Below are 23,386 nucleotides of genomic sequence, written 5' to 3'. Positions count from 1 at the left end.
GCTGCCGGGCGCCCGGCAGCCTTTATTTTTCTAAAAATATACATACGTGCCGACACCCGGAAAGCCAAGATACATGGGTGCAATCATGTGATACGGAACAGGGTGGTAACCATATTCCGGTCCGATAAAATGCACTCCCGGAGGAAGGCTCCCATAGATCTTGACGCCGGTAATCCCAGGCGGCCATACCGTTCCGACATTTCCGACATTTCCGACGGCTTCGGGTTGCCGCCATTCGTTCGCCAACATGCCATCCCCGCCTTGTCATCGTTATGTGGCTTGATGCCATGATATGAAACTTTTGGCTATTCCGTGCCCGGTCGACAAAAACATGACATTTAAAGGGACGGCCAATAGGTCCATGTTGAAGTTCTCTTCACTTTGCGGCTTGCGTACCGCTAACTGCTTATTGAACTGGCTGCACCGTGTCCTTGGCGGCAAACTGGAGCGACGGAGAAGCGGCTTGCACACCGGAGGCAGCGCAAGATGCCGGACATCGTGGAGAAAGCCTGCAATAGTGCAGTTTTTCACACGTCGATGCGCCGGCCGAGAGAAATTCCTGCAAAATGCAGGTTTTTCAGCTCATACACGAGTTTAGTGCCATTTTCATCCAAAATTCCTGCACAATCGCAGGCTTTTCGCCAAAACGAGCTACTTTCATGGAAAAAGCCTGCACTTTCGCAGGCTTTGCGGGTGCGGTCCGCCAATTGCCTATCGAACTGGCTGCACCGTATCTTTGACGGCAAAGCTTTCGCAGGCGACTGCAGATCCAAACAGGCGCCGACTGATTCGTCTGTTACAGGAAGATACTTGATGTAATGCAAGTACTAAAGGTTAAACTTATGTATGCTCATCCAAGGCTGCCGGCAGAATCGGCGGCCTTTCACTTCCTTTTGGACTAAGAATTCGCCTTTGCCAAAAAAAGGAACGTCAATCCTATAAGTGATAATAGGGAAATGCTGGCCATGCAGTTGTAGACTGCCGCCTGGCGAGGGGGAAGGTGGTGAAATATAATTAACTTGAAATAAAACCGTCCAGACGGTATAATGAGTGAGGGTGATATATAAAATGAAAACAAGAAAAAAAGATCTAAAGAGAGAACTGATCCTTAAAACGGTTTCGCAAATTGTAAATGAAGAAGGGGTGGAAAAGCTGACATTAGAGGCTGTTGCCCAAAAGGCGGGCATCAGTAAAGGGGGATTGCTATATCATTTCCCTAATAAAGATGCCTTAATTCTAGGTGTGATCGAGCAGTTATCCAATCACTTTCTCGAAGGGTTTAATATGAGGGCCAATGGCGATCTACAGTCTAAAGGGAAGTGGACGAGGTCCTATATCGAAACATCAGTTTCCGGAGAGAGCGATGCGAACGATCTTTATACGGCGATCTCAGCTGCGCACTTTACTAATCCGGAGATGCTGCAACGGCTGCAGCAAGCATATTCTGAGATTCAGATTAAAATCGAGAATGATGAACTAGACCCTGTTCGTGCTACGCTTGTTCGTTTAGCAATTGATGGTCTTTGGTTTGCTGAAATGTTTGGGCTGGCTCCACCCCAAGCAGATCTCAGGCAAAAGGTAATTGAGCAGTTAAAAGCAAGTATCCAGGAGGGAAAATAATGGCATATTTATTTTTGGCAATCTCTATCATCGGTGAATTGATCGGTACATCGATGCTTAAGGCATCGCAAGGATTTACTAAACTATATCCGACTCTATTCACGATTGTTGCTTTTGTTACCTCGTTCTATTTTATCTCGCTTGCTCTCAAAACACTTCCTTTAAACATGACTTACGCGATCTGGTCAGGAGTAGGGGCAGTAGCAACGGCGCTTATTTCTGTCTTGATTTGGAAAGAAAAAATAAACACAGGAAGCATCGTCGGGATCGCATTGATTGTTATTGGGGTAGTGATTTTAAACTTATTCGGCGCCGGACACGGCGAGGCAAAAGGTACGACAGAATCTGCAAGCTCAATTGTTCAGAAATAAGTGAAGCACCAAGGGGATGAAAGGCTGACTATTCTTAACAAAAGGGAGACGTTGGAAGTTTAATAAACCAGTGGCAGTCTAAGGCTTTATTTTTCGGTCTTAGACTGCCGCTGGTTTTATTTTCGCCAAAGAAGAAGAGGGGCCGGGCTACGGGGAGTAAATGGATCCGATAAACAGCCACGCTCCCGTCTGCCTGTCTTCAATCGCGATAAAGAACGGACGGTCCACGTTCATGTTAAACGGGTCCAAAGGGATTTCCGCCGAGGTGGCTTTCATCGATACGGAACTAACCGCGGCAGCTTTCGTACCTTTCTCGTTGACTTCAAGATAGGTTTTGTGCATGACCTGGCCGATCACATGGTTGATACCGGGAGCGATTAAGGGGAATTCTGCGCGGGCGGCATCGTAGGCGACCGCCATGCCCATCGATTGCAGCGCCTGATCCATCGATTTTTCGTATTCCAGCTTAAAGCTTGGCAGTCGGATTTCACCGGTCCTTTCCTTGAAGGGCTTCTGCCACCGGGATGCGTCGGACCACAAGCGTTCGTGCAAAGCGGACAGAGGGGTTTTTTCATCCGGCAGGATGACGAGCATATCCATTTGGCCATCGCCGTAAGGCAGCCGGATCGCCTGAAAACCGTCCTCCTCCGCGTACTCGTACCTGCCCGTCCTGGACATCATGGAAACGTTTTTGGTAGAACCGTCGGCAAGTCTAAAAGCTTCTTCTCTGGTGGAGGAAGGCGAAAATTCATCTTTCCAACTCCCGTTAAAATAAATGGCGTTAACCAGCACCAGGTTATCTTCAGGCTCTAGCGGCTTGTTTAGAATAGCGGGAATCTTGCCTTGAGTTTGCTTTTTCACCCATTTATTTACGGTTTCGTGCGCTGTTTTGCTGCCAAAGTCCAACTCCTCGACAGAGGCTGCAAAATCGTTGCGGGCGGCTTGCACGAAAGGTTTTGCAAGACGCGTTCCTTTTCTGATCCAAAGTGAATTGGCGATATTCAATTCCACTCCTTGGCCGGGTTGTTCAAGCAAATGATTCATCGTTTTGTAGCCCTCGTTGAGCTCCGCGAGCGGCAATTCCTCCCAGCCTAACGTTTGGGCCATAGCTTTCCTCGTGTTTCCGTCGCTTCCGTTATACGTCATAGCGAGCGCCGTCGATAGGCTGGTTGGGGATACAAAAACATTAGTATCTTTTTCCTCAAGCGCCATTTGCCTATGGAGCTTCAGGCCAAAAGCATTTTGTGCCTTTACGATTTTCGGATCCAGCTTCGAAGCGGCCTCGGCCCGTTTTTCAAACGAAAGTATGGACGGTTTTTCGCATGACGCCAAAAGCGCCGAAAGGGCCAGAACGATGAGCACATGTTTTGCCGACATCCCATTCATCTCCTTGTGCTGATTGGTCTCTAATACATTTACAGACGGAGATGAGAACGGTAATGTTGCTTGCGTATCGGCTGTATACTTGCTCATCAGCCAAGATTGTCGGGATGCCAATTTAGAACTATCAAACACAATTGAACCTGTTAAATACTGATTCTTTAAGGTAATACTGTTTCTCTAGACCCACGAGTGCATTTATCATGACCGTTGGCATGTTGTCCATTATATAAGCAACTGTTGATGGGAACAATTCATTCTCTCCGAATCCACTGAAGACAACCCCAGTAGTATCATCATATTCAAACGAACGTGAAAAGAAATATCTCGATATCACATCAATAAGTTTAACTACATATCAGAAAGAGAGTAGGCATTGAAGTAATTGCGAATGAGAGCTTCTATATGGGCAAAGTACTTTTTTTGAAAACAATCCACATCATTTTCATAGAAAATATTCAATAATTCAGACGATTGCAAAATATCCCAATATTCCGCAATTAGCGTTGTTATTGCTTTTTCCCGGTTCCGTTCCAACTCTTCACTAATTTCATTTACTATCTGGATCAATAATTTGCTCGTACGGACGGAAATCCCACGCAAAAGAACCTCCGTTGCTGACTTCATGAGCGGTGACCGGATTGTGGCACCAGACGGACTTTTCGTCTTCATGCGAATACTGGAAGCTAAGCGCCTCCATCTTCTTGGTCGACTTGTCTTTCTTGCAACAAGTGTCGTCGACGATGAGAAACACAAGCCGTTTCAAATCACTCTCCTTCAATTGCTTAGCCCGAATCTTCTCGAGTACAAATTGCATTCTTCTGCGTTGCATCCGATTTACACACCAAGGAGTATGATTCAAGAAGTTCGTCACATTGTTCAGTTGACGACCCTGTCTGCAGCATTGCAGAGTTGGGTGATATTCTTACGACCGGCACAAAGGATGATGCCATGAACGAGCGAAAACAGATGGCCGATCTGCGGTTTAGAGAACTCCAGCTTAAGCGCCAAAATGAACTTGACGATGGGCAAGTAGAGAGATACTATGAGAGTAGGGCGCATCCTTTTCTTGGAAATTGTGGTAATGTCGAATAAGAATAATAGTGATTATTCCTTTGTGTAGTGCCGCTATTAAAGTCGACAACAATGAAAGCGCTCTTTCACTATTTGACCGTGATAGAGAATAAACACCAGGGTGCAGAAATGAATCTATATGCCGTTGATCTAAGCGCTTCACCTGCCGAGGAGATTCTATCCTTGTTTCTTCCATACATCACGAGTAAGAGAAGAATTGGATTAAGCAGTTTCAGAAGAAAGGAGGGTTACTATAGGTCTTTTGCTGCCGAATTATTGGTTCGTGTGGTCGTGTCTAAAAAGCTTTCGCTTCGAAACCAAAATATTCGAATAGACAGCAATGAGTACGTTAAACCGATTCTTTCGAATGGACTCTTGGAGTTTAATGTATCCCATTCAGGGAATTGGGTGGTTTGCGCAATAGACCAATAGCCTATTGGCGTTGATATCGAAGAAATGAAACCGATTGACTTCGAGATTGCTAGACGATTGTTCTCTACTAGAGAGTGGGGACATCTGGATTGCTTGCCGGAGGAATCCATTCCTTTGCATCTGATTTCTTTTATGAAAAATGCAGTTAATATTATGTTTTGTTCGAAACCCGAAAGTCCAGGCATTATCTAGCCTAACTACGGCACAAAATTCGGGTGGTGCGTGGACAAATAATAACGTGGAAAGAGGTAAAGAATGTATGTCAAAAAATCCGGTATATGACGTTGTTGTTGTGGGAAATGGTGTTTTAGGACTATCACTGGCACTTACGCTGGTTCGAAGGAAATTACGTGTAGCATTAGTTGGCGAATCCCATCGGCCATGGGCAGCATCGACGGCTGCAGGCGCAATGCTAGGGAGCTTCGGTGAAGTAACGAGTACTCTTCTAAAGAGTAAATACGGACGCATGAAACACGATCTTGCGGTACGTGCTACCGGATTATGGAACGATTGGCTAAACGAATTGGAAGATAATCTTAGTGTTTCTGACATTCGTGCAGCCGACGGAACATTCGTTATCCATAATACCGTTGGTTACTCGAAAATCGATGATGACAACTTCGAGGCCATTCGTGAGTCGCTGAAGGAGTATGGTGAGCCATTTGAGGATATTAATCCAACCGATATTCATTGGCTTGACCCGGAATCTGGTTCACGTCCCACTAAAGCCGTATATATACCGAATGAACATGCAGTAAACACCACCCAACTTTTTCGAAAATTGGAAGAGTCCTTTATTTCTCTTGGTGGAACTTTGATTTCTGAATTAGGCGTCCTGATCGAAAGGAATTATGGCCGTGTTGAAGCCTTAGTTCTCAATTCTGGAGAACGTCTGATTTGTGATAAAATCGTAATAGCGGCGGGTGTCAAGTCCCAAACCTTGTTGGATACTGTCCCTGATGTTGCCGCACGTATCCCTCGACTGGTCAGCGGGTACGGTGTTTCAGCATTAGTAAGTACGATGGATGGAACTACGCCAAACTCTGTAATTAGGACGCCTAACCGAGCTTTTTCATGCGGATTGCATATCCTTCCACGCAGCAGGGGAGAAGTATATGTCGGAGCTACAAACATTATTTCTCCGAGAGCTGTAGACTCGCCTATGTTAGAAGATGTCGTATTTCTTCTTGAATGCGCATACCGCCAAATTCGGCGGGATTTGTCGAAAGGACGGATGAGTCGTCTGCAAGTTGGGAATCGCCCCGTTTCCCTCGATGGATTTCCTCTTATTGGCGAAACGGATCTTAATGGTCTCTGGATTATGACGGGGACATTTCGTGATGGGTTAACGCTCTCGCCTTATTTGTCTCGAGAGATGGCCAAACTTATAAGTGGCGAGCCAGCTGATTTCGACTTAGAGCTATTTAAGCCAGTGCGTAAACCTATTCAACCTTTTTCCCGTGAAGAGGTCATTTCGGAAACAGTAGCGCATACGCTTGCTACCGGATATGAAAGCGGTTGGCGAATTCCAGTCGGGTGGCATAATCAGATCGAGTATAATTTGCAATCCGAATATGAAAAGTTTGCTAAAGATCTAGATCCTGTTTACACACCGCCTGCGGGATTGCTTGATGCTTCTAGTAAAGACCTGATCATTTTGAAGATGCTTTGTAAATTCTATAAGGCAGCAAAACAAAATTAAAAGAACGAGGTACTAAAAGTACTGGAGAATCGGCAAGCTGTCAATGCTGCAACTGTTACAGTAGGTGCCGGTAAATATTATTTAAAAGCTGTATGCGGTAGTGCTGGTCAATATAACTGTAAAGGTTCCGGATTTCTCCGAGTACCTCGGCCAGAAATTTAAATAAATGCTAAAAGCCCTCATCCATGGAGGGCTTTTGTTATTGGCACTGGGCGACTTGAACAGTCTAAGCCACTTGATTCCTGCCACTCCTGTATTGTTGTAATTCCCATCCGGCATGACAAGTCGTACAGAACAAACGAATCGCCGGTACGTGCAGATAGGATTTCCTATTGAAGACTGACAGATGGCGTACGGTTCGCGTCCCATTGGTACCTTTGCGAATCACGTGCTGCACCGACAGGCAGATTGGGCAGCTTTGAAGATGGGCGACGGGAGTGGCGTCGATATGAAGTTCATTGTGATCGACAAACAGAATCTGGCAATCGTCTTCATATTTTGCTTGGCTATTCCCCGCTCTTGCGCAGCGTATGGGAATGGAAAGAAGCCTTCACCACTTGGTACAACTTTTCGCCGAGCGTTACCATCGCCGAATCTGGTTTTGAACGTTGGTGTGCGCATGGGGATCGAATCGACCATCCGGCAGTTCGAAGCACCTTAAAAACGATGCGAAACTGGAAGGTGGAAATCGTCAACTATCATCGTTGCAGATGGACCAACGCGACAGTAGAAGGCCGGCATAATCGCATTAAGGCTTTCCAGCGTCGTCGTTACTTTACGCGCAATCGTCGCACTACAAAGACGGTATCCTACTGGAGTGCAATCGGCATCGCATGGGGACTTAGCCGTCAAGCACTGATTTTAAGGTCGAGCCAAATATGTTTCTGGATATTTTTTGACAAATAAAGCGAGCCAATGGTACGATTTATATTAATTTCATTTCATGTAGGTGGCCTATGAGAAAAAAATTACAAGTTTTCATATCGTCTACTTTTACTGACCTGATTGAAGAACGTCAAGCCCGCTGTACAAGCTGTTGTTAATGCCGGTCACATTCCTGCTGGAGTAGAGCTTTTCTTCAAAGAAGGTCATCATATGGAAACTATTAAGAGATGGATCTATGAATCTGACGTTTATATCCTAATACTCGGAGGACTTTATGGTTCAATGCTTCCTGATGAATCGAAGAGTTATACTCATTGGGAATATGATTATGCCGGAGAAGTTGGCAAACCTAGATTTGTTATTGTTATCACAGATGAAGCATTAAGACAAAAGCCAGACGATTTTGTAGTAATGGATAGCTATCAGAAGTACCAAGAGTTTAAGCAATCAGTAATGGAAGAAATACCCACGTTTTATGCTGAAAATGAACGGCACATTAAGTGGGTTATTCATGAAAAATTGCCGGAGTATGCAGGAAGAGACGATTTGCATGGCTGGATTTCCGGCAAGGATGTACCAGACGTACAAAAGTTATTGGAAGAGAATGCAAGTTTGTTGAGAGAGAATGCTAAATTAAATGCTGAGTTAGAGAAAAATAAAAGAGTAAATCAATGATATGGAACTGTAATTTCATATAGCGTTACACATCATATGTGGACATCCGTTTTCGAGAGGGACGGTACTGTCCATTTTTTTGCTCAATCAGGTCAAATAAAATTGTTCTCTGAAATGTTTCTGTAGGGCAAAGGATGATACACTATAGCACAACAGAATTCAAAAATGAACGCATTAGTCCATGAAGGAGGGAATCAAATGTATAATTTTATTGCTCCACCGGTAGTACCACAACAGTAGAATCTACTGTCAAGGTAACTACATGAATGTTGCTGGTCCTGCCATAGATTCTACTGTATGTAAGGGGAGACTATCTCATTGGTCTCATCATCATATTGGTAGAAAGTGGGAATAATAAATGAAGGAAAAAATTTATTTCATCTTGTCGATGATCATATTCGGCGCAGTTGGCGTGTTTGCCAAATATATCAACATGTCATCCGGAGAAATCGCGTTGCTCTTGAGCTTGATCGGCAGCCTGTTGCTGTTTGTCGTCTTCGTGTGGACGAAGCAGAAAGTGTCGTGGCGGAAGGTGAAGAAGAATGCGGCTGCTCTGTTCATTGCGAGCGTGGCGTTGAGCGGCAACTGGATTTTTCTGTTTCAGGCGTACAAGGAAACAACAATTGCAAATGCGGCGTTGAGCTATTATTTTGCGCCTGTTCTGGTTATTATATGCTCACCCTTCGTTTTGAAAGAAAAGCTGTCGCTCAAAAAGGCGGTATGCGTCGCTATTGCTTTGCTTGGTCTGTTCTTCGTTTTGCAAAACGGCAGGATGGAAACAACCGGACATCATCTGCTAGGTATCGGCTTCGGACTCGTCGCGGCAGGCTTCTATGCCGTTTTGACGCTGGTCAACAAGTTTATTCGGGACCTGGACGGACTGGCAAATACTCTTCTGCAGCTTGGCTTATCGGTGGCGATGTTGCTCCCATTTATGCTGTTCACGAGTGGCTTCAAAATCTTTTCTGTCACCGGTGACGCGGTTGCATTGATGCTCGTGCTAGGTATCCTTCATGGCGGGGTTGGATTTCATCTATTCTTTGCCGGAATGAAAGGACTACAAGGCCAAAGCATCGCCGTATTGAGTTATATCGATCCCCTAACCTCATTAGTGATATCAGCTCTGGTTGTAGGAGAGTTGATGACTTTGCAGTAGCTGATCGGAGCTGTCTTGCTATTGGGCTCCACATGGATAGGTGAAGTTGGCGGAGAGAGGACGGGGCTTAACAGGAGTAAAAATTCTACTTGAAGTTTAATGGTATCCCTTTATTGCGTAGATGAATATTCCTTGACAGGAATATTCCGATTGGAGTATATTTTAATCAGGGATTCATTTTGTGAAATGGAGGAATGGATATGACAGCAAAATCAGAAGGCAAGGAGTTAGTCATAACACGTGTACTCAATGCGCCGCGCGAGGTTGTTTTCAAAGCATGGTCTGAGGCAGAGCACCTGAAACGCTGGTGGGGACCGAAAGGATTTGAAATAAATGTTGCGCAATTGGATTTCCGTCCGGGAGGTTTTTTCCACTACAACATGCAATCTCCTGATGGTAATCAAATGTGGGGTAAATTCGTGTATCAGGAAATCGAAGCTTTCGAAAAGATTGTCTGGGTCAACAGCTTTTCAGATGAGGCGGGTAACATTGTCCGGGCTCCATTTAGCGATTTGATCCCGCTGGAAATACGCAATGCGGTAACCTTTAGTGAAAATAACGGTATTACCACAATGACCTTGTGCAGCGGACCGATAAACGCAACTGATGAAGAGAGAAGCTTCTTTGAGGGCATGTTCGAATCCATGGAGCAGGGCTTCGGAGGAACCTTCGATCAGCTTGAACAATATTTGACAGAGCGAAGGAACTAAACTAACTGAAGGCGTCCACTAGGACGCCCTTTTTTTCGTTATAGAGAAGATTCGGTGAACCGATTGCTGGCCACACGCTGGATTGGCGCGGGATGTATCTGGTGATGCTGTTATTGTCCGTCATCCCGATTGTGATTGCTTTGTACAGTACGTTCCCTGGAGATAACATCTCACACGAAGCATGTTTCGCGCTGGCCCGGCTACGGATTCATTGGATTATGTGCAGCATTATGCGCAATAACCGGATTTATTTTATACGTGTATTTATATAAGAGAAAAGAAGTCATCTAAATTATAAAAACGCCAATATCCAAACCATGGGGATGGATATTGGCGTTTTTAAATTCATAGAATTGGACTGTCTAGTTATAACATAGGTAACATTGGGATTAAGTTACTCTTAAACTCAGCCCAAAGATTGATCAATTTGTGCTTGCCCACCCGCAGTGTCAAACCACAAGCAGCTAGATTTTGAATTCGCATAAGTAGATTATATATAAAAGATATGCTACATTAATTAATATCACCTAAAAAAAGAGAAATATGAGAAACAATGGTTTTCGATCATCTTGACCCATAAGATGATATATTCGAAAAACAAGGGAGTGCATGCTTCAAATGACCCGTTTGAAACGAAGAACGCTTTTTCCCCTAACCCATCCGCAGAGCCGAATTTGGTATACGGAAAGTAAATATCCCCAGTCGAATTTGAATCTGATTGTGATCAGCAGCGAGACCCAACAAGCCGTCCGATTTGATGTCATGGAGCAGGCCATCCGTAAGTTTATCGAGAATCAGGATAGCCTGCGCATCCGGTTGATCCTGGTGGACGGTGAGATCAGACAGTATATTGACGATGAGGCGGATCTGCAGCCGGTGGAAAGAGTGCAGCTCGACCGGCCGGTAGGCGCTGAAGATCCGCTGGAAGCTCTCGTATCCCGCAAGGAAGCGTTCCAGATGGACCTGTTCAACTGTGAATTGTTCAAATTTTATTTCTATGAAATCGGAGAGCGAAGGGGGTTTATAGCGAAGTTTCATCACATCATTGCGGACGGCTGGTCGACAACCTTATTCCTTGACTATATCTGGAATGAATACCTTCGGACTGTCGGCCAGCCGGACGGTAAAGATCAGCTCCCTCAATCACCCGCTCCCCAAGGTTCTTACCTGCGGTATATGGAGAGCGAGCGGAGCTATCTGGACTCCAGCCGGCGGGTAAAGAGCAGTAACTTTTGGCAGAAAACCTTCACGCCGCTGCCGGAAAGGCTCCCCGCTCCGAGCGATTCCACCGCTGCGAGAAGAAGTTACTTTGTCCTCTCGGATGAGCAGGATGCAGGCGTACGGAAATTCATTCAAGAGAACAATATTTCAATTCCTTCCTTTTTTATGACGGTCCTCTATATTTACCTCAGCCAAGTGCAGCAGTGTACCGATCTAGTATTGGGTACGCCCGTATTCAACCGGTCTAGCAGGGAAGAGCGGGCTATGTTCGGGATGTGTACGAGTACGATGCCTGTCAGACTCACAAGTGATACCGACGTGCCTCTCCGCCAGCTATTCAGCTCCGTTCACGATGAACTCAAACGCTGCTATTTTCACCAGAAATATCCCTATGACCTCCTGATTCCTTTGCTTAAAAAACAACATCCCGAACTGAATCAATTGTTCGAATACGGCCTTAATTTCCTGAACTACCGCTTCATTCCGGAGCTTAACGGAATCCCTATTGTGACCAACTGGCATCATACCGGACAGCAAACCGAATCCCTGACGTTACTGATTGGGGAGCGACATGAACGGAAGCTCATTCTCATGTACGACTACAAAACAGAGATGTTCACAGAACAAGAGATTATCCTGATGAATGAGCGCATTCAATTCCTTACGGATCAGCTGCTTAAGAACGGCGAGCTTCGGCTGAAGGATATCGAGATCATGCATAAGGAAGAAAGACAGCGGATTCTTCATGAATTTAATGAAACGTTGACGCCTTATCCTTCGGACCAAACGGTGGTTTCTTTGTTCGAACAGCAGGTGGTGAGATCGCCGGATGCGACGGCTGCCGTATATAAGGATCAGAAGCTTACGTACCGGGAGCTCAATGCGAGGGCGAACCGACTGGCCTGGAAGCTCAGAGCTGAAGGCGTGCGGTCCGGCAGCGTGGTTGCGTTGATGGCTCCCCGCTCGCTGGATATGCTGGCTGGCATCTATGGCATCTTGAAGGCCGGCGCTGCCTACTTGCCCCTTGACCCGGGCTATCCGCAGGAGCGCATCCGCTACATGCTGGAGGACAGCGGGGCAGGTCTGCTGCTCGGTTCGGCCGAGTCCCTGGATGGCGTCCATTTCGAAGGGATCGTACTGGAACTGGACGATGAAGCGGATGGCGGCCTTCCGGCACGGAATCCTGAGCCGGCAGGCGGCCCGGAAGATCTCGCTTATGTGATCTATACCTCGGGATCGACGGGAAGGCCGAAGGGGGTCATGATTGAGCATCGGGCCGTGGTCAACCGCTTGGCCTGGATGCAGAAACGTTACCCGCTGGGCGCCCATGATGTAATCCTGCAGAAGACGTCTCTTAGCTTCGACGTCTCCGTATGGGAGTTGTTCTGGTGGTCACTCTACGGTGCCGGCGTGTGCCTCTTGGAGCCGGACGGCGAGAAAGACCCGGCCGTGCTTACACAGGCCGTTGCTGCTTACGGAGTCACGGTACTTCATTTTGTGCCTTCCATGCTGAATGCCTGGCTCGGGCATATGGAAACGGCGGGGAACCCGGAGGAGCTTGCCGGCGTCAAGCGGGTATTTGCGAGCGGCGAAGCGCTGCACAAGCAGCAGGTGGATCGTTTTTATCGCGTCGCCGGCGGCAACGGGGCGGCTTTGGTGAATTTATATGGTCCGACCGAGGCTACGGTGGATGTGACTTATTTTGATTGCATACCGGGGCTGGAGCGGATTCCGATCGGAAGGCCGATCGATAACACCCGGCTGTACATCGTAGATGAAGACCGGCAGCTGAAGCCGATCGGTGTACCGGGAGAGCTCTGTATCGCCGGCACTGGACTGGCACGCGGCTATCTGGGCAGGCCGGAGCTGACGGAAGAGAAATTCGTGGAGAATCCCTTCAAGCCCGGGGAGCGGATGTACCGGACGGGCGACCTGGCCAGATGGCTGCCGGACGGGAATGTGGAATACATCGGCCGGATGGATCACCAGGTCAAAATCCGCGGCTACCGTATCGAGCTCGGTGAAGTGGAAGCGCAGCTGCTTCAAGTGGATGATGTGAGGGAAGCGGTGGTCATCTCAAGAGAGGACAAGTGGGGCCAGAAGCAGCTCTGCGCGTATTACGTGGCGGCCCGGGAGCTTGCTTCAAGTGAAATCCGAAGCCGCCTGACGGCTGTACTGCCGGGGCACATGATCCCTGCCCATTTGATCCAGCTGCCCGGCATGCCGTTAACCGTTAACGGCAAGCTCGACCGCAAAGCACTGCCTGAACCCGCCGGCTACAGGCAGACCGGTGTGGAGTATGCGGCGCCCCGGACGCCAGAGGAGCATTTGCTCGTTTCGATATGGAAGTCGGTCCTCGGAACGGAGAGAATCGGCGTCAAGGACAGCTTCTTTGAGCTGGGCGGGGATTCGATCCAATCCCTCCAAGTGATTTCCAAGCTGTATCCCGCCGGCTATAAGCTGGAAATGAAGGATGTATTCCACTATCCGACGCTGGAGCAGATGAGCACTAGACTAACACCGGTCAACCGGCTGGCTGATCAGAGGGAAGTTACCGGCGAGGTCTGTCCGACGCCTGTGATCGCAAGGTTCATGGAGCTAACAAAAGATTCTCTTCATCACTATAACCAGAGTCTCTTCTTGTTCCGGCCGGAACGATTCGAGGAAGCTGCACTGCGTCTAACCATGCAGCAGATCGTTACGCATCACGATGCCCTGCGCATGATCATGAGGCAGGATGGACAGGGGAATACGATGTGGATTCGGAGCGCAGAGGAAGGGGATCTCTTCACGCTGGAGGTGATCGATTGCAGAGGGGAAGCGTCTGCAGAGAACACCATCGAAGCGAAGGCGGCGGAGCTGCAGGGCGGCTTCAACCTGTGTGCCGGTCCTTTGATGAAGCTGGCGCTGTTTCAATGTGCGGATGGCGACCATTTGCTCATCGTCATCCATCATTTGGCGATCGACGGGTACTCCTGGAGGATTTTGCTCGAAGATCTCGCCAAAGGGTATGAGCAGGCTCTTCTCGGTGTGGAACCGGTACTGCCGCTCAAAACCGATTCGTTCCAAGTCTGGTCGGACAAGCTTACGGCCTATGCGGACTCTCATTCTCTGCTGGAGGAGCTCTCTTATTGGCAGGAGGTGGACCGCACTCCGGTTAAAGCACTGCCCAAAGATATGGAGCAGGAGGTCTCGCGGGTTCAAGATAGCGAAGCTCTCACGGTCCAATGGACGGTGGAAGAAACGGAGCTTCTGCTCAAAGAAGCGCATCGGGCTTACAATACCGAAGTTAACGATCTGCTGTTAACGGCGCTGGGAATTGCTGTCGGGGAATGGAGCAGGCACAAGGAAGTCATGGTCAATCTGGAGGGACACGGCCGAGAGGCCCTTCTTCAGGATACCGATATTTCCAGAACGGTAGGCTGGTTTACGAGCATCTTCCCTGTTGTATTGAGGAACGAAGCGGAGCTTCCCCTTTCGCAGCAGATCAAGAAGGTGAAGGAGCAGTTGCGGGGCGTGCCGGGCAAGGGCGTGGGGTACGGCCTCCTGAGGTACTTATCCACGGGCAAAGAAAAGTGGGGGTTCTGCGCCAAACCGGAGATCAGCTTCAACTATCTGGGGCAGTTCGATCAGGATCTGCAAAATCATGGGCTGAATCTCAAACTATCGCCTTATTCCAGCGGCAGCCTGGTCGGAGGGAATGCCGAAAGACCGTACGCTCTGGATATCCACTGCGCGGTCACTTCAGGCAGGTTGTCGCTAACGCTCAGCTACAGCTCCAAGCAGTACCGCAGTACGTCGATCGAGCGCTTGGCTGAACGGCTGCAGACGGCACTTCGCGAAGTGATTGGCCACTGCATGGAGAGGAGTTACTCCGAATTAACACCGAGTGATCTGTTAATCAAGGATATGACGCTGGAAGAGGTAGCGGAGCTGACGGAACAGTGCCGGCCTTTCGGTGAGATCGAAAATGTGTACCCGTTGACACCGATGCAAAAAGGCATGCTGTTCCATTCTCTCCTCGGCGGCCAGCCCGGAGCTTATGTAGAACAAGTCAGCCTCCAACTGCAGGGAAGCCTGGACATCGAGCTCCTCCGCAGAAGCTGGAATGCGGTGATCGAGCGGCATGATGTGCTGAGAACGAACTTCTACAGCGGCAGAAGGGAAGAACCGGTGCAGGTGGTATTTCGGACGAAAGAGATCAGCTTCCAGTATGAGGATATCCGCAGCATGAACGAGGAAGAGAAGGTGGCGTGTATAGATGACCTGATCGCCCGGGACCGGGCCAGAGGATTCGAGCTCAGCAGGGATCCGCTGATGCGGGTCACCGTACTGCGCAAGGAAGACGCGACATATCAAATGCTGTGGAGCCATCATCATATTCTTCTCGATGGCTGGTGTCTGCCTTTGATTTTCCGCGAGCTCTTCACTTTATACGCCTGTTATCTCAAGCGGAACGAACCCGCACTCCCTCCGGCCGTGCCGTATCACCGGTATCTCTCATGGCTGGAACAAAGGGACATGGAAGCGGCGGAGAAGTACTGGATGGCCTGCCTTGAGGGGTATGAAGGTTCGTCGTCCCTGCCGAAGCGGACTCCCGATGAAGCGCAGCAGTCCACTTACGATCCGAGAGTGTACAAAGCCGGGTTTGGCAGGGATTTGACGGAGCGGATGAACGGGACCGCCCAGCGTAACGGCGTGACGATGAATACCCTTTTGCAAACCGCTTGGGCTGTGCTGCTGCAAATGTATACCGGGAGGCAGGATGTGGTATTCGGGAGCGTAGTCTCGGGAAGACCGCCGGAAATTCCGGGGATTGAAGCGATGGTCGGTCTTTGTATCAATACGATCCCTGTTCGCATCGTGTGCCGGATGGAGGAAAGCATATCTGAAGTGATGCGCAGAACGCAGGAGCAGGCGCTGAGTTCCCAAGCCTACCTTGCTTATCCGCTGTACGAGATCCAGGCCAAGGTTCCGCAGAATGGAGCGTTGATCGATCACATTCTTGTATTCGAGAACTACCCGCTGACCGAAGGACTCGGCCCAATGGGGGAACATCCGGATGTCCATCTGGCATTTGGGGGCTTTACCGTGCGGGAGCAAACCAACTATGATCTGAACCTCATCGTGCTTCCGGGCGAAGAGCTGTCGGTTCAATTTCAATTCAACGGCAGTGTCTATGAGGAGACGGCTGTGCAGAGATTGGCCGGACACCTGATCCACATCCTGGAGCAAGTGGTGAACGACCCGCACCGGGTTGTCGGCGACCTGGAGCTGATGACGAAGCAGGAGATCCTCCTGCAGCAGGAATCTTTCAATAACACGGCAGTCCCTTATCCGAAGGAGAAGACCGTTCATGCCCTGTTCCGGGAGCAGGCGGAACGGATGCCGGATGCCCTTGCGGTGGTCTCGGACGGGGAAGCCTTGACCTACCGCGAGCTAAATGAACAGTCGAATCAACTGGCGCGCTTCCTTCAGAGCCAGGGCATCGGACCGGAAGGGATCGTTGCTCTGCTTCTGCCCCGGTCCGTGCGTTATATTCAGTTTGTGCTCGGCGTGTTAAAGGCAGGCGGGGCTATTCTCCCCATCGATCCGTCTACTCCGGCCGAACGTATACGGCATATGCTGAGGGATAGTAGACCTGCACTTGTGTTGACGGAGCTTTCCCTGCCGGAGGCCGTTCTGGGCGATGTAGAGGCAGTAGCGGCAGAGGAGGCCATCTCCCGTTCGAGGAGTATGCCGGCTTCGGATCTGACCATTGGTGCCAGCTCAGGCGATGCCCTGTATGTGATCTATACGTCGGGATCCACGGGAACCCCCAAGGGTGTACTGATCGAGCACCGGACCCTCATCAATTTGCTGCAGTGGCAGCAGGAAAGCATCCCTGTGGAAGCGGGGGTTTCGAAGGTTCTTCAATTTGCTGCGATGGGCTTCGATGTGTGCTATCAGGAGATGTTCACTGCGCTTCTTGGAGGCGCCGAGCTGCATATTGTTGGAGAAGACCGGAAGCGGCAGCCGAGGGAGTTCGTCGAATCTGTGGTGGAAACCGGCGCGGATATCGTATTCCTTCCAACCGCTTATCTCAAATATTTGGCTTCGGAGAAGCGGTATCTGGAGACGCTCTCCCAAGGCCGTGTGCGGCATATTGTCGTGGCCGGGGAACAGTTAGTGATTCATCCGAATCTGCGCGCTTATTTGTTGGAGCATGAGGTGACTTTGCACAATCATTACGGTCCTTCCGAAACCCATGTGGTGACCTCCCACAGGATGCAAGGCAAGGATCCGCTTCTCCCGAACCTGCCACCGATCGGCAGACCTATAGCCAATTCAAGCATCTTCGTTATCGACCGAAACGGGCACCTGCTGCCTGTAGGAGCGGCAGGGGAGCTGTGCATAGGCGGGGCCGGTCTCGCCCGGGGGTACGTAAACCGTGCCGAGCTGACGGCCGAGAAGTTTGTAAATCATCCGCTTCAGCCCGGCGAAAGGATGTACCGCACAGGCGATTTGGCGCGATGGCTGCCGGACGGCACGCTGGAATACTTGGGCCGCATGGACCATCAAGTGAAGATCCGGGGATACCGGATTGAGCTTGGCGAGGTGGAATCCCGGTTATTGGATACCCCGTCCATAACGGAGGCGGTCGTCTTGGCGCTCGACGATGAAGAGGGAGCGAAGTACTTATGCGCGTATGTTGTGGCGGAATCCGGGCTCACCTCGGGAGAAATTAGAAGCGCGCTGGCTGAGGAACTGCCTGCCTATATGATCCCGTCCTTCATCGTACAGCTTGACAGACTGCCGCTGACGGTCAACGGCAAGGTGGACCGCCGAGCGCTGCCTAAGCCGGAGCATGCGGTTCAGAGCGAAGCGGTGTACGTGGCTCCGCGCAATGAGACCGAAGACCGGCTTGCGGAAATCTGGAAGAGCATATTAAAGCGCCAGGACATTGGAGTGAGGGATAACTTCTTTGAACTCGGCGGTCATTCCTTATCGGCGGCAAGCTTAATCGGACGAATCTACAAAGAATTGAACATGGAGCTCCCGTTGAGAGAGGTGTTCCGGTATCCGACCATTGAAGGCATGGCCCGGGTGATCGACGCTGCAAACCGCAGCGGTTATACCCCGATCCCCCTTGCAGAGGAGAGAGAGTACTATCCGGTTTCCTCCGCCCAAAAGCGCATCTACCTGATCAGTCACCTGGATGGCGGCGGGCTGAGCTATAACATGCCGGGGGCTCTGCAGATGGACGGTCCGTTGGACCGCATCCGGGTCCAGGAGGCCCTCCAGCGGCTGATCGCCCGTCATGAATCGCTGCGGACCGGATTCGAAATGAAGGACGGGAATGTCATGGCCCGGATCTATGAAGCGGTGCCTTTCTCCGCATTTTCCATCCCGGTGATGGATCAGGCGGAGCCGGATCTCCTTCGCGGCTTTATCCGGCCGTTCGATCTGTCTCAGGCGCCGCTGCTCCGGGCCGGGCTGGTCCGGTTGGAGCCGGACCGGCATCTGCTGCTCTTCGATATGCATCATATCATCTCGGACGGCGTGTCGCTGGGTATTCTGGCCCGGGAGTTTATTCAATACTATCAGGGGCAAGAACTGCCGCCCCTTCCCGTTCAATACAAAGACTATGCGGTCTGGCAGCAGGAGCTTATAGCCCAGCTCGCGATGCAGCTGCACCGGCAGTACTGGGTTGACCGCTTCCAGGATGGGGTTCCGGTCTTGGAGCTGCCGACGGACTACCCCCGTCCCCCTGCACAAAGCTTCGAAGGGGATACGGTGTCCTTCCGGATCGATCAGGGGCTGCTTCAGAGGCTGCAGGAGCTGGCCCGGGAGACGGGAACTACGCTGTACATGACGCTGCTCGCAGCCTTCAATATGCTGCTGTTCAAATATTCGGGGCAGCCGGATATCGTGGTGGGCAGCCCGGTGGCCGGCCGTGAGCATCCCGATGTGGAACCTCTCATCGGCATGTTTGTTAACACACTGGCGCTGCGCAACTATCCGGAAGGCGGCAAGTCTTTCCGTGCCTTCCTCTCCGAAGTAGGGGAGCGGGCGGTGGAAGCGTTCGTCCATCAAGCCTATCCGTTCGAGGAGCTGGTGGAACGGGTGCAGGTGCGCAGGGATTTGAGCCGCAGCCCGTTATTTGATGTGATGCTCGTGCTTCAGAATATGGAGCAGGACGAATTGTCGGCTCCGGGACTTGTCCTTAGCTCTTATGAGATCGATTCGCGAGTGGTCAAATTCGATCTGACCCTTACGCTGACGGAAGAACAGGGCGGGCTGCAAGGCAGTCTTGCGTATGCCGTCCGGCTGTTCAAGCGGGAAACTGCGGAGCGTATGGCCACCCACTTTCTTGAGGTGCTCAGGTCTGTGGTGAGGGAGCCGGATGGGCTCCTGAAAGATTTGGAGATCATGACGACCCCGGAGCGGCATGAAATTCTGGAAGTATTCAACCGGACGGAGTCCGGGTACCCGCGTGAGCAAACGATCCATGCCTTGTTCGAAAAACAGGCGTCGCGGACACCGGATGCGGCGGCCGTAACCGATGAGCAGGGCCGGAAGCTGACCTATGCCGAGCTGAATGCCAGAGCGAATCAGGTTGCGAACAAGCTTCGGGGCTGCGGCGTTCAGGCAGATACGATCGTTGGCCTGATGACGGAACGCACGCTCGATATGATGGTGGGGATCTTCGGTATTTTGAAGGCGGGAGGGGCCTACCTGCCGGTCGATCCGTCGTATCCGGCGGAGCGTATCCGCTACATTCTGGAGGACAGCGAGACGAAGGTGCTGCTGACCGGGCAGTTGGCCATTGAGGCAGCTGACGTGTTCGACGGCACCGTACTTGATCTGCAGGGCGATGTTTTCAGCGATGAGCCCATGGACAATCCGATACCCGTTAGCGGACCGGACCATCTCGCCTACGTCATCTACACGTCCGGCTCCACCGGACGGCCGAAGGGCGTCATGATTGAGCACCGTTCGGTCATCAACCGGCTGCATTGGATGCAGAAGGAGTATGGACTCGGCGAAGGGGATCTCGTTCTGCAAAAGACGCCGATCAGTTTCGATGTGTCGGTATGGGAGCTGTTCTGGTGGTCTTGGTACGGTGCCGGCTTGTGCCTCCTGCCGCCGGGAGGAGAGAAGGATCCGGCTGTCATCGCGGCTGTCATTGCGAAGCAGCGGGTGACAACCATGCACTTCGTGCCGCCCATGCTGGGAGCGTTCCTGGATTATCTGGAAGCACACCCGGATGTGGTACAGGGCATGGCTTCCTTGAAGCAAGTGTTTGCCAGCGGCCAGGCGCTTCCGAAGCAGCTTGCGGACAGGTTCTACGCATGCCTTGGCGAAGACGGCATCCGGCTTGTGAATTTGTACGGGCCAACCGAAGCGACGGTGGACGTCACTTCGTTCGATTGCACACCGGGGCTGGAACGCATTCCGATCGGAAAGCCGATTGACAATATCCGCCTGTATGTGGTGAATGAGAACCTGCATCTGCTCCCCGCAGGCATCCCCGGCGAGCTGTGCATTGCCGGGGTCGGCCTCGCCAGGGGGTATCTGGGCCGCCCGGAGCTTACAGCGGAGAAGTTTGTAGACGATCCGTTCACAGGAGAGGGGCGAATGTACCGCACCGGCGATGTGGCCCGCTGGCTGCCGGACGGGAATGTGGAGTACCTCGGCCGGATGGACCACCAGGTCAAGATCCGGGGCAACCGGATCGAGCCGGGTGAGATTGAAGAAGCTCTGCTGCGCCATGAGCGGGTTCGGGAAGCGGTCGTGATCGACCGGACCGATGAAACCGGGACGAGCTATCTGGTTGCATACGTTGCTGCCCAGGCCGAGATGACGGGATATGAGCTTAGGGCACATCTGGCCCAGAGACTGCCGCAGTATATGATTCCTGCCTACTTTGTCGCCATGGAACGCCTGCCGCTGACGCCTAACGGCAAGCTGGACAGGAGGGCGCTGCCGGTTCCCGACACGGCGGCGGCAAGGGCGGAAGCCTATGTGGCGCCTCAAAGCAGCACGGAGCGGAAGCTGGCGGAAATCTGGAGCGAGGTGCTTGGAGCGGGTCAAGTAGGGACCCAGGACAATTTCTTCCAGATGGGCGGGGACTCGATTAAATTGATTCGCCTGTCCAACCGGATTCATCAGGTGTTCGGGACTCAGGCCCGTCTGCAAGACTTGTATGTCTACCAAACCATCGGCGAGTTTGCCCGCTGTATGGAGGAGTCCGGAAGCGGCAGCGGGTCAGAGGAGATGGCGCGAGGGCTGGGGCTCATCGAGGCACTCCAGGATCGGTTCCGGGATGAACCGGCGATGAAGCGGTACCTGCTGCAGGGAATCGAGGATTTCTATCCTCTGAGCAAAATCCAGCAGAGTATGGTCTATTACTCAAAGCTGAAGCCGGATGAGCCGATCTATCACGACCAGTTCTTTTTCACCGCGCGGATTCACCGGCTGGATGCCGGATTGATCCGGCAAACCACCCTCGCGCTGATGGGCAGGCATGCCATCCTCCGGACCGTGTTCGATACCGTCCGGTTCTCCGAGCCTCTTCAGCTGGTGTACAAGCAGGTGGAGCCGGATCTGTCGGTAGAGGACATCATGCATTTGCCGGTAGAGGCTCAGCGGCAGTATATGGAAGAGCGGCGGCATGCCGACCTGGCCGACAAATATTTGACGGACGACGGGCTGCTGTGGAGGCTTCGGGTGTTCAGGATTGGAGCGGAGGAAGCGGTGATCCTTCTGTCCTTCCATCATGCGGCGCTCGACGGCTGGAGCGTGGCTGTGTTCCAGCAGGAGTTTATGGAACTGTACAACCGGCTCGCCGCTGCACAGCAGGATGCCCTTCCGCGATCCTTCGAGCTGCCTCCGCTCCGCAGCTCGTACAAGGAATACGTGGCGTTGAACGCTTACAAGCAAGCGGACGGGAAGACGACGGAATTCTGGAGAGAGTTCCTCGCCGGCTGCACGCGCGGCAAGCTGCCGTTCAATATTGCGCGCAAACCGCGCTCAAGCACGGCGCCAAGCGCCATTATCAATAAAACGGTGGAATCCGGGCTCGTACGCAAGCTGGAGGAGGGGGCCAAAGCTTATGGCTGCACCGTGAGGGACTTGTGTCTCGGCGCCCATCTCTACCTGCTGCGCGTCATCACGAGCGAAGAGGATATCGTGACCGGCGTCGTTTCCCATGATCGTCCGGCTGTGGACGACGGGGACCGCATACTCGGATGCTTCCTGAATTCGCTTCCGATGCGGATGCGCATCGGCAAGAGGGAGACCAAGCAGGAGCTGCTTCGCCAGGTCGCGGATACCCTCTACCGGATGAAGGCCCATGAAGTGTTCCTTAGCGATATTGCACGGATGGTCGGAGAAAGATCCGATCCGTCCCTTAACCCGATTTTCGACACCTTGTTCAACTATACGGACTTCCATGTTCTGAATTTCCGTACGGCAGGTGACGGCATCCGCCCGGAGGAAGCGGCGGGGCTTGAAATGGAAAGTGCCGAGATGACCAACACGCTGCTGGATGTCGAGGTGCATCGGAGCAGCGAGCACATGAATGTCCAAATCAAGTATGCCCCGAGCTACTTCTACGACCGGGATATGGAGACGGTATTCACGCTCTATGTGCGGATTTTGGAGGAGCTGTGCGACGAGGCGAACCCGATTCTGGGCAGCGAGGCATTGATCCTGACGGAGGAGGGGGACCGGCTGCTCCGCGAATGGAATGCTCCGGCGTACGAGCTTGCGGCTGCCTACACGGAGGGGAAGACGCTGCACGGGCTGTTCGAGGAACAGGCGGCAAGAACGCCGGACCATGCGGCGGTCCGGCATGGAGGCCGGACGCTGACCTATGCGCGGCTGGAGGCGGAGTCAAACCGGCTGGCGCGGCATTTGGTGCGGCACGGTGTGCGCAGCGGGGATCATGTGGCCCTGGTGGCCGGTCGCGGAACCGACATGATCACCGGGATGCTCGCCATCCTCAAGGCGGGGGCGGCTTACGTGCCGGTCGATCCGGATTACCCGCCGAGCCGCAAGGCATATATTCTGCATAACGCGGAAGCCGCGGCGGTACTGGCCGACCGCGCTTACCCGGATCTTGGGCATGAACGGGTCATCCTCATGCAGGATGAGAGGATCGCCGGGGAAAGTT

General features: G+C 51.7%; 11 protein-coding genes and 2 pseudogenes. 9 read left to right on the top strand and 4 right to left on the bottom strand.

What is annotated here, in order from left to right; all coding sequences use genetic code 11:
* Positions 1-30: 30 nt before the first annotated feature.
* Positions 31-249, bottom strand: a complete 219-nt coding sequence (locus AC0LWT_RS20110; protein WP_474683047.1) for a hypothetical protein — start codon at positions 247-249, stop codon at positions 31-33.
* A gap of 819 nt (positions 250-1,068) precedes the next feature.
* Between AC0LWT_RS20110 and AC0LWT_RS20105 the strand changes: the two genes are divergently transcribed.
* Together AC0LWT_RS20105 and AC0LWT_RS20100 are read left to right on the top strand one after the other, a co-directional pair.
* The gene (locus AC0LWT_RS20105) at positions 1,069-1,620 is read left to right on the top strand and encodes a TetR/AcrR family transcriptional regulator (protein WP_474683046.1); all 552 of its coding nucleotides are present in this window, start codon (positions 1,069-1,071) and stop codon (positions 1,618-1,620) included.
* Positions 1,620-1,991, top strand: a complete 372-nt coding sequence (locus AC0LWT_RS20100) for a DMT family transporter (RefSeq protein ID WP_474683045.1) — start codon at positions 1,620-1,622, stop codon at positions 1,989-1,991. The genes AC0LWT_RS20105 and AC0LWT_RS20100 overlap by 1 nt, the downstream gene beginning before the upstream one ends.
* A 147-nt stretch (positions 1,992-2,138) precedes the next feature.
* On the opposite strand, the gene AC0LWT_RS20095 is transcribed toward AC0LWT_RS20100, so the two are convergent.
* A complete protein-coding gene (locus AC0LWT_RS20095) occupies positions 2,139-3,368 on the bottom strand; it encodes a serpin family protein (RefSeq protein ID WP_474683044.1) in 1,230 nt (409 codons plus the stop codon).
* 553 nt (positions 3,369-3,921) lie between these two features.
* Entirely contained in the window at positions 3,922-4,203 is a 282-nt protein-coding gene (locus AC0LWT_RS20090) for a hypothetical protein (protein WP_474683043.1), read from the bottom strand.
* Between the two features lie 314 nt (positions 4,204-4,517).
* On the opposite strand from AC0LWT_RS20090, the gene AC0LWT_RS20085 reads away from it, so the two are divergent.
* Entirely contained in the window at positions 4,518-4,877 is a 360-nt protein-coding gene (locus AC0LWT_RS20085) for a 4'-phosphopantetheinyl transferase family protein (RefSeq protein ID WP_474683042.1), read from the top strand.
* A gap of 259 nt (positions 4,878-5,136) precedes the next feature.
* Entirely contained in the window at positions 5,137-6,579 is a 1,443-nt protein-coding gene (locus AC0LWT_RS20080) for an NAD(P)/FAD-dependent oxidoreductase (RefSeq protein WP_474683041.1), read from the top strand.
* A gap of 226 nt (positions 6,580-6,805) precedes the next feature.
* On the opposite strand, the gene AC0LWT_RS20075 is transcribed toward AC0LWT_RS20080, so the two are convergent.
* A complete protein-coding gene (locus tag AC0LWT_RS20075) occupies positions 6,806-6,988 on the bottom strand; it encodes a transposase family protein (protein ID WP_474683258.1) in 183 nt (60 codons plus the stop codon).
* Positions 6,989-7,053: 65 nt separating this feature from the next.
* Between AC0LWT_RS20075 and AC0LWT_RS20070 the strand changes: the two are divergent.
* The 5 genes and pseudogenes from AC0LWT_RS20070 to AC0LWT_RS20050 form a co-directional block, all read left to right on the top strand.
* A pseudogene (locus AC0LWT_RS20070) lies at positions 7,054-7,424 on the top strand (transposase); the annotation flags it as partial.
* Between the two features lie 111 nt (positions 7,425-7,535).
* Positions 7,536-8,139 (top strand): annotated as a pseudogene (locus tag AC0LWT_RS20065) (DUF4062 domain-containing protein).
* Between the two features lie 358 nt (positions 8,140-8,497).
* Positions 8,498-9,295, top strand: coding sequence for a DMT family transporter (locus tag AC0LWT_RS20060; protein ID WP_474683040.1), 798 nt, complete (start codon positions 8,498-8,500; stop codon positions 9,293-9,295).
* A gap of 200 nt (positions 9,296-9,495) precedes the next feature.
* Positions 9,496-10,005 (top strand): SRPBCC family protein, encoded by a 510-nt coding sequence (locus tag AC0LWT_RS20055; protein ID WP_474683039.1) that lies wholly within the window; start codon positions 9,496-9,498, stop codon positions 10,003-10,005.
* Between the two features lie 618 nt (positions 10,006-10,623).
* The coding region (locus tag AC0LWT_RS20050; protein WP_474683038.1) for an amino acid adenylation domain-containing protein at positions 10,624-23,386 on the top strand (12,763 nt) is incomplete at its 3' end.

This window comes from Paenibacillus sp. sgz302164, assembly GCF_056120505.1.
The sequence above is the reverse complement of the archived record's forward strand: the minus strand, read 5'-3'. Positions and strand labels throughout refer to the sequence as shown.